11 protein-coding genes are annotated in these 16,577 nt (G+C 58.2%); 5 read left to right on the top strand and 6 right to left on the bottom strand.

Translation table 11 applies throughout. The features are described 5' to 3' along the window. The first annotated feature begins 23 nt into the window (after positions 1 to 23). Positions 24 to 1,388, top strand: coding sequence for a sensor domain-containing diguanylate cyclase (locus tag MLD04_RS07980; RefSeq protein WP_248156668.1), 1,365 nt, complete (start codon positions 24 to 26; stop codon positions 1,386 to 1,388). Here the strand turns inward: MLD04_RS07980 and MLD04_RS07975 are convergent, their stop codons facing one another. After that, positions 1,389 to 3,185, bottom strand: coding sequence for an ABCB family ABC transporter ATP-binding protein/permease (locus tag MLD04_RS07975; protein WP_248156659.1), 1,797 nt, complete (start codon positions 3,183 to 3,185; stop codon positions 1,389 to 1,391). A 151-nt stretch (positions 3,186 to 3,336) separates the two neighbouring features. Between MLD04_RS07975 and MLD04_RS07970 the strand changes: the two genes are divergently transcribed. The 4 genes from MLD04_RS07970 (at position 3,337) to MLD04_RS07955 (ending at position 8,692) form a co-directional block, all read left to right on the top strand. Further along, entirely contained in the window at positions 3,337 to 5,073 is a 1,737-nt protein-coding gene (locus MLD04_RS07970) for an ABC transporter transmembrane domain-containing protein (protein WP_248156870.1), read from the top strand. A gap of 84 nt (positions 5,074 to 5,157) precedes the next feature. Beyond that, positions 5,158 to 6,435 carry a 4-aminobutyrate--2-oxoglutarate transaminase gene (gabT, locus tag MLD04_RS07965; protein WP_248156657.1) on the top strand — a complete coding sequence of 426 codons (1,278 nt, stop codon included), beginning with the start codon at positions 5,158 to 5,160 and terminating at the stop codon, positions 6,433 to 6,435. Positions 6,436 to 6,592: 157 nt separating this feature from the next. Next, positions 6,593 to 7,366 (top strand): VC0807 family protein, encoded by a 774-nt coding sequence (locus tag MLD04_RS07960; protein WP_248156655.1) that lies wholly within the window; start codon positions 6,593 to 6,595, stop codon positions 7,364 to 7,366. A 112-nt stretch (positions 7,367 to 7,478) separates the two neighbouring features. Then, positions 7,479 to 8,692 (top strand): IS3 family transposase gene (locus tag MLD04_RS07955; protein ID WP_248156653.1). Its coding sequence is split into 2 segments (ribosomal slippage): positions 7,479 to 7,830 and positions 7,830 to 8,692, totalling 1,215 coding nucleotides; the frame shifts between segments, so codons are not numbered across the junction. Between the two features lie 43 nt (positions 8,693 to 8,735). Here the strand turns inward: MLD04_RS07955 and gyrB are convergent. The 5 genes from gyrB to dnaA all read right to left on the bottom strand — a co-directional run bounded on the left by gyrB (position 8,736) and on the right by dnaA (position 16,400). Next, complete coding sequence (gyrB, locus tag MLD04_RS07950; protein WP_248156651.1) at positions 8,736 to 11,150, bottom strand: DNA topoisomerase (ATP-hydrolyzing) subunit B; 2,415 nt, start codon at positions 11,148 to 11,150, stop codon at positions 8,736 to 8,738. A 72-nt stretch (positions 11,151 to 11,222) separates the two neighbouring features. After that, a complete protein-coding gene (gene recF, locus MLD04_RS07945; protein ID WP_248156649.1) occupies positions 11,223 to 12,356 on the bottom strand; it encodes a DNA replication/repair protein RecF in 1,134 nt (377 codons plus the stop codon). 114 nt (positions 12,357 to 12,470) lie between these two features. Further along, the gene (locus tag MLD04_RS07940; protein WP_248156647.1) at positions 12,471 to 13,742 is read right to left on the bottom strand and encodes an ABC1 kinase family protein; all 1,272 of its coding nucleotides are present in this window, start codon (positions 13,740 to 13,742) and stop codon (positions 12,471 to 12,473) included. Positions 13,743 to 13,780: 38 nt separating this feature from the next. Then, a complete protein-coding gene (gene dnaN, locus MLD04_RS07935; protein WP_248156645.1) occupies positions 13,781 to 14,884 on the bottom strand; it encodes a DNA polymerase III subunit beta in 1,104 nt (367 codons plus the stop codon). Between the two features lie 61 nt (positions 14,885 to 14,945). Continuing rightward, positions 14,946 to 16,400, bottom strand: coding sequence for a chromosomal replication initiator protein DnaA (dnaA, locus tag MLD04_RS07930; RefSeq protein WP_248156643.1), 1,455 nt, complete (start codon positions 16,398 to 16,400; stop codon positions 14,946 to 14,948). Between the last annotated feature and the right edge of the window lie 177 nt (positions 16,401 to 16,577).

The following is a 16,577-nucleotide window of genomic DNA, read 5'->3' as shown; positions in this document are numbered from 1 at the left end:
CGTCACTCAGAGCACGCGACTGAATGAACGACGCATCCGGGCCAGCAGACAGCGCCTATCTCGGTCAGGGCGAAGCCGCCCGACTGAGAACCATTCTGGAGGGCACCCGGGCAGGCACCTGGGAGTGGAATGTCCAGACCGGTGAAACCGTGTTCAATGAACGCTGGGCGGAGATCATCGGATATACCCTCGACGAGTTGAAACTCATCTCGATCAAGACCTGGCTGACCCATACCCACCCCGACGATCTGGTGGTCTCGGATCAGCGACTCCAGGCCCACTTCCGGGGCGACACCGACTATTACGAGTGCGAGGCCCGCATGCGCCACAAGGATGGTCACTGGGTCTGGGTCCGGGACTATGGTCGCCTGGTGAGCCGAACCCCGGAGGGCGAACCGGAGTGGATGAGCGGCACCCACATCGACATCTCCGCCAGCAGGGCCTACCAGGAAAAGCTGGAGACACTCCAGGCAGAACAGCAACGGACCATCGAGCGTCTGGAGAAAATGGCCTCACGCATTCCCGGCCTGGTGTATCAATTCGAAATGAGACCGGATGGCTCCATCCGGTTTCCCTATGCCAGTGCGGGTATCGCGCGAATCTACAATGTGACGCCGGATCAGGTTCGGGAGGACGCCACCCGGATCTTCGACGCCATTCATCCGGACGATCATGCCCACGTCCGGGAAGCGGCCGAGGCGTCCCGCCTCAGCGGCGAGGACTGGATCTGCGAATACCGAGTGATTGTCGATGACGAGATCCGTTGGGTTTTCGGCCGGGCCCGGCCGGATTTTCGCGATGACGGACGCATCGTCTGGTACGGCAGTATTCTCGATATCACCGCGCAGAAGGAGCTGGAGGAAAGGCTGAGACAGATTGCCGTGACTGACGAGCTGACCGGCAGTGCCAACCGGCGACAGTTCATGGAACTCCTGTCACGGGAATTTTTCCGCTACAAACGCAACGGGCCCGGCTACGCCGTGATCCTGTTCGATTTTGACTGGTTCAAGCAGGTCAACGACCGGTTCGGACACAATGTCGGAGACCTGGTTCTGAAGGAAACCACCCGGGTTCTCCAGGACGAACTGCGGGCCAGCGATACGCTGGGACGTGTCGGGGGCGAGGAATTTGCCATCCTCCTGCCGGACAGCGATATGGACAGTGCCCGACAGCTGGCCGAGCGGCTACGCCAGACCATCGCCCGGCACAGGTTCGAGGGCACGGACGCGACACTGCAGGGCACCATTACCTGCGGGGTGGCCGTCGCCGATCCGGACGACGACCAGTCCAACACCATCATGCTCCGGGCGGACAAGGCGCTGTATCACGGCAAGTCCGCGGGACGGAACCGGGTCGAAACCTTCCGTTCCAGCGGTAACGCCCGGTAATCAATCCGCGGATCGGGTCTGGTGCTGTTGCTGCCAGAGCTGCGCGTAGTGCCCATCGCGGGCGAGCAGGGCATCGTGGTTCCCGCTTTCCACAATCTCGCCGCCATCCATCACCAGAATGGTGTCAGCGTCCCGAATGGTGGACAGTCGGTGGGCAATCACCAGGGTGGTTCGTTGGCGGCTGATCTCCTTCAACGCACTCAGGATCGATTGTTCCGACAGCGAATCCAGGGACGAGGTGGCTTCATCGAGGATCAGTAGTGGCGGGTTCTTGAGGAGAACCCGGGCAATGGCGACCCGCTGCTTTTCCCCGCCGGACAGCTTGAGCCCACGTTCACCGACCCGGGTGTCATAGCCGTCCGGGAGGCTGCGGATGAAATGCTCGAGATGGGCCATCCGGGCCGCCCGATGCACCTCCTCCTCGGTAGCGCCCGGCCGGCCATAGGCCAGATTCCGGTACAGGGTGTCGTTGAACAGCACCGTGTCCTGGGGCACAACGCCGATGGCCGATCGCAGACTGTCCTGGGTGACCTCGCGAATGTCCTGCCCGTCGATACAGATCCGCCCTTCGTTCACATCGAAGAAACGGAACAGCAACCGGGCCAGGGTGGATTTTCCGGCGCCACTTGCACCGACCACAGCCACCGTGTGCCCGGCCGGTATGGTAAAGCTGACGCCCCGCAGGATCGGCCGGTCCGGACGATAGGCGAAGCGCACCTGCTCGAACCGGATTTCGCCTTGCTGTACGGACAGGGCCGGCGCATTCGACTTGTCCACAATCACCGGTTCGTCGCCGAGCAGCTTGAACAGCCGCTCGACATTGACCAGCGATTGTCGGATCTCCCGGTACACGAAGCCCAGGGCATTGAGGGGAATGAACAGCTGGATCAGATAGGCATTGATCATGGTGAAATCACCCAGGGTAATCTCGCCATTCGCCACCTCCCGCACCGCCATGGCCATGATCACAATCAGGGCCAGGCCGATGATCAGGGCCTGACCGGCATTGAGGGTGGCCAGGGACAGGCGATTCTTCAGCCGCGCCTGTTCCCAGTCCTCGAGGTCCCGGTCATAGCACTCGGCCTCGTAGCGTTCATTGTTGAAGTATTTGACCGTCTCGTAATTCAGCAGACTGTCCACAGCCCGTGAATTCGACTGATTGTCGCGGGCGTTGGCCTCGCGCACGAACCGGGTCCGCCATTCGGTCACCCGGATCGAAAACACCACGTACACCACGACCGCCACCGCGATAGCCAGCACATAGGTGATGTTGAAAACCACCAGAAGAATGCCCGAGACCATCAGGATTTCCAGGGCCGTCGGCACGATGTTGAACAGGGTGAACCGCAGCAGGAAACTGATGCCGTTGGTCCCGCGCTCAATATCCCGGGCCAGGCCACCGGTTTTGCGATCGAGATGGAATGCCAGTTCCCGCTGATGCAGGTGACGGAATACCCGCAGGGAAACCCGACGCATGGCCCGTTCCGCCACCCGGGCGAACACGGCGTCGCGCAACTCATTGAACAGCGTGCTGCCAAACCGGAGCGTCCCGTAGGCCACCACCAGCCAGACCGGGATCCACAACACCATGTCCGCGCCGCGGTTCTGATCGAGGTAGTCCACGATGTATTTCAGGGCAATGGGCGTCGCCACAGTCGCCAGCTTTGCCAGGACCAGCAGGGAAAGGGCGAAGATGACCCGCCCGCGGAATTCGGTCAGGTAGGGCCAAAGCCCGGCAATCACCTTCCAGTCCGGTTTGTGGTCAGCGGGGTAGTCGTTGTCGGCGTAGGCTCTCAATGGGGTTTCCTTGGCGATCGGAGATGACGGGGCACGGATACCGGCAAGCGGTTATGATAGGTCTTGCTGGCAAAACACGACGTATAGCTGCCAGAGTCTACCGTACCGCGTACCCAGGAGGCACACCATCCAACCCCGTCACCGCAAGGCCCTGAAACTCGTTGTCGAATTCATCCGGCCCTATCGACGGGCCGTGGTGGGTGCGCTGGTCGCGCTGGTCATCACCGCCGGCATTACCCTGAGCCTGGGGCAGGGCCTGCGCATCCTGGTGGATCAGGGGCTCGCCACCGAGTCTCCGGCCAACCTGGCAAAGGCCATCGGCCTGTTCTTCGTGCTGGTTCTGGGCCTGGCGTTCGGATCGTTTGCGCGCTTCTACCTGGTGTCCTGGATCGGTGAGCGGGTGGTCGCGGATATCCGGAAAAAGGTGTTCAACCATTTGATCGATCTTCACCCGGGCTTCTTCGAGCAGAACCGGGCGCTGGAAATCCAGTCCCGGTTCACCGCGGACACCACGGTTCTGCAATCGGTCATCGGCTCCACGGTCTCCATCGCCCTGCGCAATGCCCTGATGCTGGTTGGCGGGCTGGTTCTGCTGTTTGTCACCAACGCCAAGCTGGCCAGCGTGATCATGCTTGGTTTCCCGCTGGTGATTGCGCCGATCCTGTTCTTCGGTCGACGGGTGCGCGCCCTGTCGCGTCTGAGCCAGGACCGTGTGGCCGATGTGGGCAGCTATGTCGGGGAAAGCCTGACCCAGATAAAAACCGTGCAGGCGTTCAACCATCAGCCCCACGACCGGTCCTTCTTTGCGACGGTTTCCGAGCAGGCCTTCGACGTGGCCCGGCAACGCATTCGACAGCGGGCCTGGCTGACAACGTTGGCCATTTCCCTGGTGATGGGTGCGGTCGGGATTGTTATCTGGATCGGAGGCCTGGACGTTATCCACGGTCGTATCAGCGCCGGTGAACTGGCCGCGTTCGTGTTCTACAGCCTGCTGGTCGGCGTTGCCGCCGGCGCCATTACCGAGGTCATCGGTGAACTGCAGAGAGCGGCCGGTTCTGCTGCACGGTTGTTCGAGCTGCTTGAAACCCGCTCCGAGTTCGAGAGGCCCTCCGGTACAGCAACAGGGCACCTTCCGGCTCGCGTCCTGGGCCGGCTCGATCTCGAAAACCTGCATTTCGCCTATCCGACCCGGCCGGAGAAGGCGGCCATCGATGGTCTGTCCCTCACCGTGGAGCCGGGCGAAACCCTGGCACTGGTGGGGCCGTCCGGTGCGGGGAAATCCACCCTGTTCGATCTGCTCCTGCATTTCCACTCGCCCCTGGGCGGACACATCCGGATTGACGGTGTGGATATTGCAACGCTGGATTTAACCTCCCTGCGGCGGTGTTTCGCACTGGTTCCCCAGAATCCGGCCCTGTTCCATGGCACCGTTGCCGATAACATCCGATATGCCAGGCCGGATGCGACGCCTGAAGCCGTCGAAGAGGTCGCCCGGATTGCCCATGCCCACGAGTTTATCCGGGGGCTACCACAAGGCTATGAGACCCCTCTGGGCGACAATGGCACCGGCCTGTCCGGAGGACAGAAACAGCGCCTGGCGATTGCACGCGCGCTGCTCGCTGACGCGCCAATCCTCCTGTTGGACGAGGCCACCAGCGCCCTGGATGCCGAAAGCGAACACCTGATCCAGGAGGCCATGCCGGCACTCACCGAAAATCGGACTACCCTGGTGATCGCCCATCGCCTGGCCACAGTCCGGGACGCCGACCGCATCGCCGTGATGGATCAGGGCAGGTTGCTTGCGGTCGGCAGCCACGAAGAACTGATGGCGTGCAACGCCCTGTATCAACGCCTTGCACGGCTACAGTTTCGGGATTCCGCTACCTGATTCCGGGTGGTCGGTTTGTGGCCTGCGCCCGTACTGCCTACACTGGTAGCTAAACCTACTGACTCCAACCAGGAGGATCGCGAAGTGAGCAATCAGGAATTGCAGACACTGAAAGAACGTTACGTTGCAGCCGGCGTGGCAAGTCCCAATGAACAATTTGCCGATCACGCCCTCAATGCGGAGCTGTGGGACGCGGATGGCAAGCGCATGATCGATTTTGCCGGAGGCATCGGCGTTCTGAACATCGGTCACCGGCATCCGAAAGTGGTGGAAGCGGTAAAGGCGCAGCTGGACAAGGTGATGCATACCTGCCAGACCGTCATGCCGTATGAAGGCTACGTCAAGTTGGCGCAAAAGCTGAGCGACGTGGCGCCTGTTCGGGGCCACGCCAAGGTCATGCTCGCCAATTCCGGTGCCGAGGCCCTGGAAAACGCCATGAAGATCGCCCGGGCCGCCACCGGCAAAACCAACGTTATCTGTTTTGACGGCGGTTACCACGGCCGTACGTTCTACACCATGGCCATGAATGGTAAGGCCGCACCGTATCAGACCGACTTCGGCCCTATGCCCGGCACAGTCTACCGTGCCCCCTATCCGGTGCCCTATCACGGGGTCAGTGAAGACGAGGCCCTGCGCGGCCTGAAAATGGCCATGAAGGCGGACTCTCCTGCCCGGAACACCGCCGCCATCGTCATCGAACCGGTACTGGGTGAGGGCGGTTTCTACGCAGCTCCCACCAGTTTCCTCAAGGAGATCCGCAAGATCTGCGACGAAAACGACATCCTGATGGTCGTCGATGAGGTCCAGAGCGGGTTTGGCCGGACCGGCAAAATGTTCGCCATTGAACACAGTGGTGTGGAGCCGGACCTGATGACCATGGCCAAGAGCATGGCCGATGGCATGCCCATCTCTGCCATTGTCGGCACTGACAAGCATATGGATGCGTCCGGGCCGAACTCCCTGGGCGGCACCTATACTGGCAGCCCGACTGCCTGTGCAGCAGCCCTGGCCGTGTTCGATGTATTCAAGGAAGAAGATATCCTGGGCAAGAGTCAGCGTCTGGGAGAGAAACTGAGGGCGCGCTTTGACCAGTGGCAGGAACAGTTCGAGCATGTGGATAACGTTCGGAACCTGGGTCCCATGGCGGCCTTTGAACTGGTGGAAAGCAAAGACAGCCACACACCCAAACCCGAACTTGCGGCAGCGATCACCAAAAAGGCGAAGGAAAAGGGCTTGATCCTGCTCAGTTGCGGCATGTACGGGAACACCCTTCGCTTCCTGATGCCGGTTACCATTGAGGACGAGATCCTCGAAGAGGGGCTGGCCATTGTCGAGGAAAGCCTCAAGGAGGCAGGGGCCTGATCGTTTCAGCCCGACCCTGATCTCAACAGGGAATGACACCGGGGCCGGCGACCTGCCGCCCCGGTGCATTGTCTTCGATTGATCCCGGATTCGTCGTATACTGCCAGACCTTGGTATTGGAAATGCCCTTCCGTTTACTCACCAACCAGGTAGCTGCATGACTCCGGAACCCACCTCTTCGGTCCCCGACCACAAACCCCGCCCCTGGGTGGACCTGCTCGTCAGTATCGTCATTCCGTCCGTCATCCTGATGAAACTCAGTGGCGATGACTATCTGGGGAGTGTCAATGCGCTGATCATTGGTCTGGCCTTCCCGCTGGGCTGGGGTCTGTTTGAACTGGTCCGGTATCACAAGAAGAACTTCATCGCCTTGCTGGGCCTGATCAGTGTCGGCCTGACCGGAGGCATAGGATTGCTCGAACTCAATGCCCAGTGGCTGGCCGTCAAGGAAGCGGCCGTGCCCGCCGTCATCGGCCTGGCCGTCCTGTTTTCCACCAGGACGAAATATCCGCTGGTCCGCTCGCTGCTCTATAACCCCAGTGTTCTGGACGTGGACAAGATCCAGCATACCCTGCGCGAACGGGGCAGTGAGGACGAATTCGAGGCCCGGCTCCTGAAAGCCAGCTATATGTTCTCCGGAACCTTCCTGTTCTCCTCGATCATGAACTACGTTCTGGCACGCTGGATCGTGACCAGTCCGTCCGGGACCCAGGCCTTCAATGAAGAGCTGGGGCGGATGACGCTGGTCAGCTATCCGATGATCGCCATTCCGTCGATGATCATGATGATGCTGATCTTCTACTACCTGTGGCGGACGATCCGACGGCTGACCGACTATACGCTGGAAGAGGTGATGGCCCCGCATCTTCTTGAAAAAGAAAGAGAAAAGGAAGCCGCGAAACAACGGAAACAGGAATCCGACCGGTCATAACAACGGCGCAGAAAAAAAGGGCGGTGGAACCTAGTTCCACCGCCCTTTTTTGTGCCCCTGACCCGTCCTGAATAAGGTTTACACCTTCCTACTTGAGATTACGGAGGGTGTGATGAATACGAAGAGGCGGAGGAGTCAGAGGGATTATTCCCTGGCCTTTAAATTGGCGGTGGTGGACCAGGTTGAAAAGGGCGAGATGACTTACAGTCAAGCCCAGGAACGATATGGTATTCAGGGCAGCTCGACGGTGCTAACGTGGTTACGTAAGCATGGTCAGCAGGACTGGAGCCTGATGGCCTTACTCTTCGCTCGCAAGGGGGCTGCAATGGCCAAGCCGGATCTTCCACTGACACCCGAGCAACGCATCAAAGAATTGGAACAGCAGCTGGATGAAGCTAATCAGAAAGCCCAGTTCTTTGAATCCGTTGTGGATGTACTACAGAAAGACTATGGCTGTCGCGTTATAAAAAAGCGGTCCGGCAAGTCCTCGCGCAAAAGCAGATCCAAGGCCTGAACGTTACTCGGGCTTGCCGATATCTAGGTTTCTCCCGACAGGCGTATTACCAGCACTTCAAAGCTGATGCAGCTCGTCAGGCTCACAATCTCTTGGTGCTGGACTTTGTACGGGAAGAGCGCCTGCACCAGCCCCGTCTGGGCACCCGCAAGCTGCATTCACTCCTTAAACCGAAGGCTCTGCACATAGGCCGGGACCGACTATTTGATCTCCTGCGAGCTCACCGACAACTGGTTCCTCGTAAGCGGGCCTATCATAAGACTACGCACAGCCATCACCACTTTCGCTGCCACCCCAACCTACTGAAAGGCCCGGAGCAAATCGTGCCAGACGCGCCCGAGCAGCTCTGGGTGGCAGACATTACCTATTTGCCGACACGTCAAGGCTCAGCCTATCTCAGCCTGATTACGGATGCCTTCTCACGCAAAATCGTGGGCCACCACGTGCATGACACGCTCCATACGGCGGCCGTAATACAAGCCATGCAAAAAGCGTTGAAGGGTAGGCAATACTCTGGAGGGCTGGTTCATCACTCGGATCGGGGCGTCCATTACTGCTCAGCCCCTTATCAGCAACTTCATGCCAAGTACGGTATTCGTTGTTCGATGACAGATGGCTACGACTGCTACCAGAATGCGCTGGCCGAGAGGGTGAATGGGATACTAAAAACAGAGTTCTTACTGGTGCTTCCCAAGAACTTGGCGGAAGCTCAAAAGATGGTTGATCAGTCCGTGCAGACCTATAACACAAGACGGCCACATCTGGCCTTAAAATACAAAACGCCCGATGCGGTGCACCGGGCGTTTCGATAGAAATAGGTGTAAACCTATTTCAGGACTAGACACCCGGATACCCTCAGACGTCGAGGTTGGTAACCTCCAGGGCATTGGTCTGGATGAACTCCCGACGCGGCTCAACATCGTCGCCCATCAGGGTGGTGAAGATCTGGTCCGCCGCAATGGCGTCCTCGATCGTTACCTTCATCATCCGACGGGTTTCGGGATCCATGGTGGTTTCCCACAGCTGCTCCGGATTCATCTCACCCAGCCCCTTGTAGCGCTGAATATTGAGGCCTCGCTGGGCTTCTTTCATCAGCCACTCCAGGGCACCCTCAAACGAGAGAACCGCCTGCTTGCGTTCGCCCCGCTGGATGTAGGCGCCGTCTTCAATGAGGCCATCGAGCGTCTCTCCCATGCGGGCGATTGCCGCGTAGGATGAGGAGTCGAAGAAATCGTGACTGAACACATGCTCATGGGGAATGCCATGCACATAGATGGTGACCTTGGGCAGGAACAGGTCCCGTTCCTCATCCCGGGCGACCGAGAAGGTGTACTTGGTGCCCGTCCGGGTGTCCAGATCCAGACCTTCGCCGAGGCGGCCAACCCACCGGGCAACGGCCGCTTCGTCTTTGAGGTCGGCAGCTTTCAGCGTGGTGTTCTGCAACATCTGCTCCAGAACCTTGGCCGGGTAGGCGCGAGAGAGCCGGTCAATCATCGCCATAATCGCCTGATAATCCTTCACCATGGTCTCAAGCGCTGAATCCTTGATGGCCGGAGCCTCGGGGTTCACATACAACTGGGCGCCTTCCAGCGCGCTCTGGGTGAGGTAGGCTTCCTTCGCCTTCTCATCCTTGATGTATTGCTCCTGCTTGCCGCGCTTGACCTTGTACAACGGCGGCATGGCAATGAACACGTGACCGCGCTCGATGATTTCGCGCATCTGGCGGAACAGGAAGGTGAGCAACAGCGTGCGGATGTGGGAACCATCCACGTCGGCATCGGTCATGATGATGATCGAGTGATAACGCAGTTTGTCGGGATTGAACTCCTCCCGACCGATACCGCACCCCAGTGCGGTGATCAATGTGCCCACCTCAGCCGACGACAGCATCTTGTCGAACCGGGCTTTTTCGACGTTGAGGATCTTACCCTTGAGGGGCAGGATTGCCTGGGTTTTCCGGTCACGACCCTGCTTGGCCGATCCACCCGCAGAATCACCCTCCACAATGAACAGTTCTGAAAGGGCCGGGTCCTTTTCCTGACAATCGGCGAGCTTGCCGGGGAGTCCGGCAATGTCCAGGGCGCCTTTCCGACGGGTCATGTCCCGTGCCTTGCGGGCTGCTTCCCGGGCTCTGGCCGCCTCGATCATCTTGTTGACGATCAGTTTGGCTTCGTTGGGCTGCTCCTGCAGAAAATCGCTGAAGGCCTGATAGAGTTCCTGCTCAACAGCGGTTTTTACCTCGGAGGAAACCAGCTTGTCCTTGGTCTGGGACGAGAATTTCGGATCCGGCACCTTGACGCTGATGATAGCCGTCAGGCCTTCCCGCGCATCATCCCCGGACGTCGCCACTTTGGCCTTTTTACCCAGGCCCTCGTGGTCAATGTAGTTGTTCAGGGAGCGGGTCAGGGCAGCGCGGAAACCGGCAAGGTGAGTACCGCCATCCCGCTGGGGAATGTTATTGGTGAAGCAGTAGATGTTCTCCTGGAACGCATCGTTCCACTGCATCGCCACTTCCACGGCAATCCCGTCTTCCCGTTCCCGGGTAAAATGGAATACCCGGTTGATCGGGGTTTTGCTGGTGTTCAGATGCTCTACGAAAGCCCGGAGACCCCCTTCGTATTCGAAGACCTCTTCCTTGCCGGAGCGCTCGTCCGTGAGGCGAATGCGGACACCGCTATTCAGGAACGCCAGTTCACGCAGACGTTTGGCAAGAATGTCGTAATGGAATTTGATGTTCGAGAAGGTTTCTTCCGAGGGAATGAAGTGAACCTTGGTACCGGAGGCGTCGGTATCACCGACGACGGATAACGGAGCGTTGGGCACACCGTGGGAATAGGATTGTTCCCAGACCTTGCCATCACGACGAATGGTCAGGGTCAGGACTGAGGAGAGGGCATTCACCACCGAGACGCCCACACCGTGCAGACCACCGGACACCTTGTAGGTGTTGTCGTCAAATTTACCTCCCGCGTGCAGGACGGTCATGATGACCTCTGCTGCAGAGACACCTTCTTCCTCGTGGAGGTCTGTGGGGATTCCCCGACCATTATCCCTGACAGAAACCGACTCATCCGGATGAATAACCACTCCGATTTCGGAACAATAGCCCGCGAGCGCTTCGTCGATGGAGTTATCTACCAGCTCGAAAACCATGTGATGAAGGCCGGTGCCGTCATCGGTATCGCCGATGTACATGCCGGGCCGCTTACGCACCGCATCCAGGCCCTTGAGAACCTTGATACTGGAGGAGTTGTAGTTCTGTTCACTCATTCGGTGACTCCTGAAGGGTAGTGACCGGTAGGCGCCCTGGGTCCTGACATTATCAGGCCCGGCGAAGCCGGTTTATTCTTCCGTCAATTTGCCATGTTCCACGTGGAACATTCTGTATTCCGGTACGTCGCCCATTCCCCAGAGAGACTCTGGTGCCGGGTGTTCAATCGAAGTGATGAAGACCTGGCTGCCGAGCGACCGAAGTTTCTGCGCCAACATGGCCCGGTGGCCCATGTCCAGTTCGGCGTTGATGTCGTCGAGTAAAAACGTGACCTGTCGACCCAATCCACTGAGAACCATGCCCTGCGCGATTTTCATCAAAATCACCAGTGTTTTCTGCTGGCCTCGGGAAAATGTTTCGGCGACGGGACGGCCCTGAAACTTCAGGCGAATGTCCGCTCTGTTGGGTCCATACAACGTATGCCCAATTTTAAATTCCTGCTCACGATGACTCATCAAAATCTCAGGCAGAGATTGTGATCGGTCCCAGCCCGGAAAGAATTCCAGTTTCAGACCGCGGGTCCACGGAACATCGACTTCATCGACCAGACGCTCAAACGCCCTGGCGAACTGGTCAAAGGTGTCTTGCCGGTGCTCACTCAACTGTTCACTGAGCTGCGCATATTGGCTGTCCCAGACACGTAACAGGGATTCGTCCAGTCTACCATTTCTCAGCGTCTGATTCCGCTGTGACGTGACTCTCTGACACTGTTGCCAGATCGAGGCAAAAGAAGGTTCCACGTGGAACACTGCCCAATCGAGGAACTGTCTTCGTTTCCCGGGGCCACCTGCGACGATATCGAAAACGCCGGGATCGATCACAGAAACAGGCAGGTGTTTCGCCAGTCGGGAAAGGCTTCGCACGTTCTCGCCGTCAACACGTAACACTGTTTCTTTGAGCGTGACATCGCGGGCAATCCCGAGGCGGTGGCTCAGCCCTGCACTCTCTGAATGCCAGCCTTCAGCGTCACTGTTACCGCGATCCAGTCCACCGAAAACCGTAAACCGTGTCTGCCCGTGGCGAACCACGGCCTTGTGTCGACTTACCCGAAAGGAACGACCAAGACCAAGATAACCGATGGCCTCCAGAATACTGGTCTTGCCGCTCCCGTTGGCACCGTATAAAAGGTTAAAAGACGGCGAGAACGTCACCGGATCCGGTGACAGATTTCGGAAATCTTCAGTCTGGAGTCTTACAAGAGCCATACAGAAATTGGCATTCCAGGGGAGGGCAACGGACAGAACGAAAAACAGCGCCGGGGACCATTCCCCGGCGCTGTCTTAGTGTACAAAACCTGTGCGTTTAAGGCGACCGAATCCTCAGTGCAGCATGTTCAGCCGTTCGTCCATAAACACATCCATTTCAGGGGCGAGGATGTGGACGTAACGGTCAAAGTACAGGAACTGCTTCAGCAACAGGGCAAACTCCCTCGGGAAGTGCAGACCATGGCTTTCGCCAACCTTTACCATGTCCATCAGGATGTTGTTTACATCATCCTCGGCCTGTTCCGCTTCATAAGGCACCTGGTCCGGCACCATCTTATCCATCTGCTGATAGAGTCGCCGCAAATCACCGGCAAGATCGCCAACCTTTACAGTCTGCCGCGTCACGCCGATCCGGACCATGGCGTCGGCCATTCCTTCGAAGTTCCCGACCATGATCGCAGAAATGAAATCACTGACCGCCTGCCAGGTATCCGGTTTGATTCTGCCCACAATGCCGAAATCGATAAAACCAACCCGGCCATCCTTGAGTACCATCAGATTTCCGGCGTGTACGTCCGCGTGGAAAAATTCACATTGGGTCAGGCTGGCAAACCAGGTGTTCATTGCAGTGATCAGCGTATGCTCGGGATCACGCGCATAGCCCCGGATACTCTCCAGATCCGTCAACGGAACGCCGTGAAAGCGCTCCATCGTCAGAATCCGGCGGGTACTGCAATGTTCGTACACCCGGGGGCAGGTGGCTTCTTCATTATGGGTATTGTGGAGAAACGCCCGGAATACCTTGAGGTTGTTTGCCTCCTTGATGAAATCACATTCTTCCATCATGGTCCGCTGGATTTCCTCAACAATGCCGGACAACGACGTCCAGGACAGCTTCGGAGCCAGGGTTTCCAGAATCCGTGAAGACAGATACAGGAAATTGAGGTCGGTCAGAAGAATGTTCTCGACACCGGGCTTCTGGACCTTGATCACCACTTCTTCCCCGGTGACCAGCCGGGCCGCGTGCACCTGGGCAATCGACGCGGACGCCAGCGCCACGGGATCAATTTCCGAGAACACCGACTCAATCGGCCGACCGAGTTCGTCCCGGATGATTTTCTTGATCACGCCGTAAGGCAGGCTCGGGGTTCTGTCCAGACAGTACTGGAATTCTTCCACGTATTCCTTGGGAAAAAAGGTGGGAGAACTGGCAATGAATTGACCCAGCTTGATATAGGTAGCGCCGAGCGATTCAAACGTCTGACGCAGCAAACGCGGGGCAGGGGGCCGATCACCCCGGACCCAGTTCAGCCCCGTGCGCCCGAGGACCGACAACGTCTGGCCAATCCGGAACGCCCCTTTGATTCCATTCGTCACAGTACCCATGGTGTTCTCTCTCCCGTATCCGGTCCCTGTCCGATCGGCTACAGCCGCATCGGCATGACCACGTACAGACACCGGTTATCGTTTTCCGACTCAATCAACGCACTGCTGTTCGGGTTGGACAGCGTCAGCTTCACCTGGTCATCGTCCAGTGCGTTCATCACATCCACCAGGTAGCCTACATTAAACCCGATCTGCAGTGATTCGCCCTGATACTCCACCGGGAGCGCGTCTTCGGCCTGTTCCTGGTCCGGGTTGTTGGCAAACACTTCCAGCTGGTTAGGCGACAGGTTCAGCCGCACCCCCCGGATATTTTCGTGCGACAGAATGCCCGCACGCTGCAGGGTGTTCTTCAGCGTTGCCCGATCTGCCAGAACCACCTTGTCGCCACCACGGGGGATAACCCGGTTGTAGTCCGGGAATTTGCCTTCGATCAGCTTCGAGGTAAAGGTGTAGGCACCCACCGTCGCCCGAAGGTGATTGTCCCCGATCACCAGCGTTACCGGCGTTTCGACATCGTCCAACAGGCGGGCGAGCTCCAGTACCCCTTTCCGCGGCACAATCACCTGCCGAAGCTCGGGACAGTTGGTCGCCAGTTCCAGGTGTGCCATTGCCAGACGGTGCCCGTCTGTGGCCACTGTGCGAACGTGATCGGACGATACTTCCAGAAGCAGACCGTTCAGATAATAACGGACATCCTGCTGGGCCATCGCAAAAGCCGTGGCATCGAGCATCCGGCCCAGTTCCTTTTGCGGCAGCTCAAGCCGGAAACTCTCGTCTTCGTCTTCCACATTGGGAAAATGTTCGGCGGGCAGCGTGGACAGGGTGAAATGACTGTTCCCGGACCGCAGGTGCATCCGGTCTCCCTCTACCGAGAGCTCGATCGGTGCCTCGTCACCCAGGGCCCGACAGATATCCGCGAGCTTTCGGGCAGGCACGGTAATGCGCCCCGGTTGATCCACGTGGACCGGGGTGACCCGACCGACCAGCTCGACTTCCATATTGGTACCGGTCATGGTCAGTGTGTTGTCCTCGGCCACCAACAATACGTTGGACAGCACGGGCATTGTCTGTTTTTTCTCAACCACCCCGGCAATGCTTTGCAGAGGCGTGAGCAGGGATTCACGGCTGATCGTCAGTTTCATGGCACTCAGCTTTCTTCTATCTGTGGATTGGAAGGATGAATGTAGCAGCCAACGCCCCGCATCAGGTGGTCAGCAGTCTCATAAAATTCTGATAATCCTCTCGGATGCCCGGATCGGTCTCCTGCAACTCCAAAATCTTCTTGCAGGCATGGAGAACCGTCGTATGGTCCCGGCCACCGAAGGCGTCACCGATTTCCGGCAGGCTGTGGTTGGTCAGCTCCTTGGACAACGACATCGCGACCTGTCTCGGCCTCGTAACAGTACGGGTACGGCGCTTGGACAGCAGATCGGCAACCTTGATCTTGTAGTATTCCGCCACGGTTCTCTGAATGTTGTCGATGCTCACCTGCTTTTCGTGCAGTGCCAGAAGATCCTTGAGACTTTCCCGGATAAACGAGGGGGTAATTTCAGACCCTGTGAAGTGAGCATTCGCTATCACCAGACGTAGCGCTCCTTCTAGCTCACGAACATTGGACCGGATTTTCTGGGCGATGAAGAACGCCGCTTCGCTGCTGAGCTTCACATTCGCCTGTTCCGCCTTTTTCATCAGGATGGCGACCCGGGTTTCCAGCTCCGGCGGCTCCACCATCACCGTCAGCCCCCAGCCGAAACGTGACTTGAGCCGTTCCTCCATATCGGAAATCTCTTTCGGGAACCGGTCACAGGTAACGATGACCTGTTGACCACCCTCCAGCAGCGCGTTGAAGGTGTGGAAAAATTCTTCCTGGGACCGCTCCTTGCGGGCGAAGAACTGGATATCATCGATCAGCAACGCATCCACCGACCGGTAGTACCGCTTGAATTCATTGATCGCGTTCAGTTGCAGCGCCTTGACCATATCGGCCACGAAACGCTCGGATCGCAGGTACGCCACCTTCGCACGGGGATTGCGCCGGACAATTTCATTGCCGATCGCATGCATAAGGTGCGTCTTACCCAGGCCGACACCACCATAGAGAAACAGAGGGTTGTAGGCCCCGCCGGGATTTTCCGCCACCTGCATGGACGCGGCCCGCGCCAGCTGGTTCGATTTACCCTCGACGAACGTTTCAAAGGTGAAGCCTTCGTTCAGGAAGCTCTGATGCTTGATATCTCCCTCAACCTGAACCTCCCTGCGATCGCCTCCGCTTTTGGGGCGAACCGTTGAGTTGCCCGCCACCGTTGCGGCAACGCCTTTTTCTTCCTCCGTGACCTGGCCACCCGTCTCGTCCCGAAGGCTTCCTGTCGATGGCCGGGGATCGCGCGAACGACTCACCGGCGCTTCTTCCCGGGGAGCGGACCCGACCTTCATATTGACCCGTGGCGCCTGACCCCCGTTCAGATCTTTCAGTACTTCCTCGATCCGTCTCAGGTATTTCTCGTTCACCCAGTCCATGACAAACCGGTTTGGGGCGAACAACACCAGCTGCCCGTCACGGTGATCCGACTGCAAGGGACGCAACCAGGTGTTGAACTGCTGTGCGGGAAACTCGTCCCGGAGTACGTCAAGACATTGATGCCACACGCTGTTCGGCACGACCGCCCACTCCCGAATTCACTGAAAAGTCTTAGTACCGGACAACGACGCTCCGGCAGCAAGAGAAGACCTCGGATTCTACCCCGAGCCGGCCTGGCAGTGAAAGCCCGAATCCGGAGTCATGAACAGCCTGTGGAAATTTATTTATTTTAAAACCATAACGTTACAGACTTACTG

This window comes from Marinobacter koreensis (genome assembly GCF_023156285.1).
Taxonomy (GTDB): Bacteria; Pseudomonadota; Gammaproteobacteria; order Pseudomonadales; family Oleiphilaceae; genus Marinobacter; species Marinobacter koreensis.
Note: the sequence above shows the minus strand (reverse complement) of the source record. Positions and strands in the feature narration are given on the sequence as shown.

Coding starts and splice junctions, on each gene's coding strand:
- dnaN (WP_248156645.1), bottom strand. CDS start 14,884: ATGAAACTGACGATCAGCCGTGAATCCCTGCTCACGCCTCTGCAAAGC.
- recF (WP_248156649.1), bottom strand. CDS start 12,356: ATGGCTCTTGTAAGACTCCAGACTGAAGATTTCCGAAATCTGTCACCG.
- MLD04_RS07980 (WP_248156668.1), top strand. CDS start 24: ATGAACGACGCATCCGGGCCAGCAGACAGCGCCTATCTCGGTCAGGGC.
- gyrB (WP_248156651.1), bottom strand. CDS start 11,150: ATGAGTGAACAGAACTACAACTCCTCCAGTATCAAGGTTCTCAAGGGC.
- MLD04_RS07960 (WP_248156655.1), top strand. CDS start 6,593: ATGACTCCGGAACCCACCTCTTCGGTCCCCGACCACAAACCCCGCCCC.
- MLD04_RS07940 (WP_248156647.1), bottom strand. CDS start 13,742: ATGGGTACTGTGACGAATGGAATCAAAGGGGCGTTCCGGATTGGCCAG.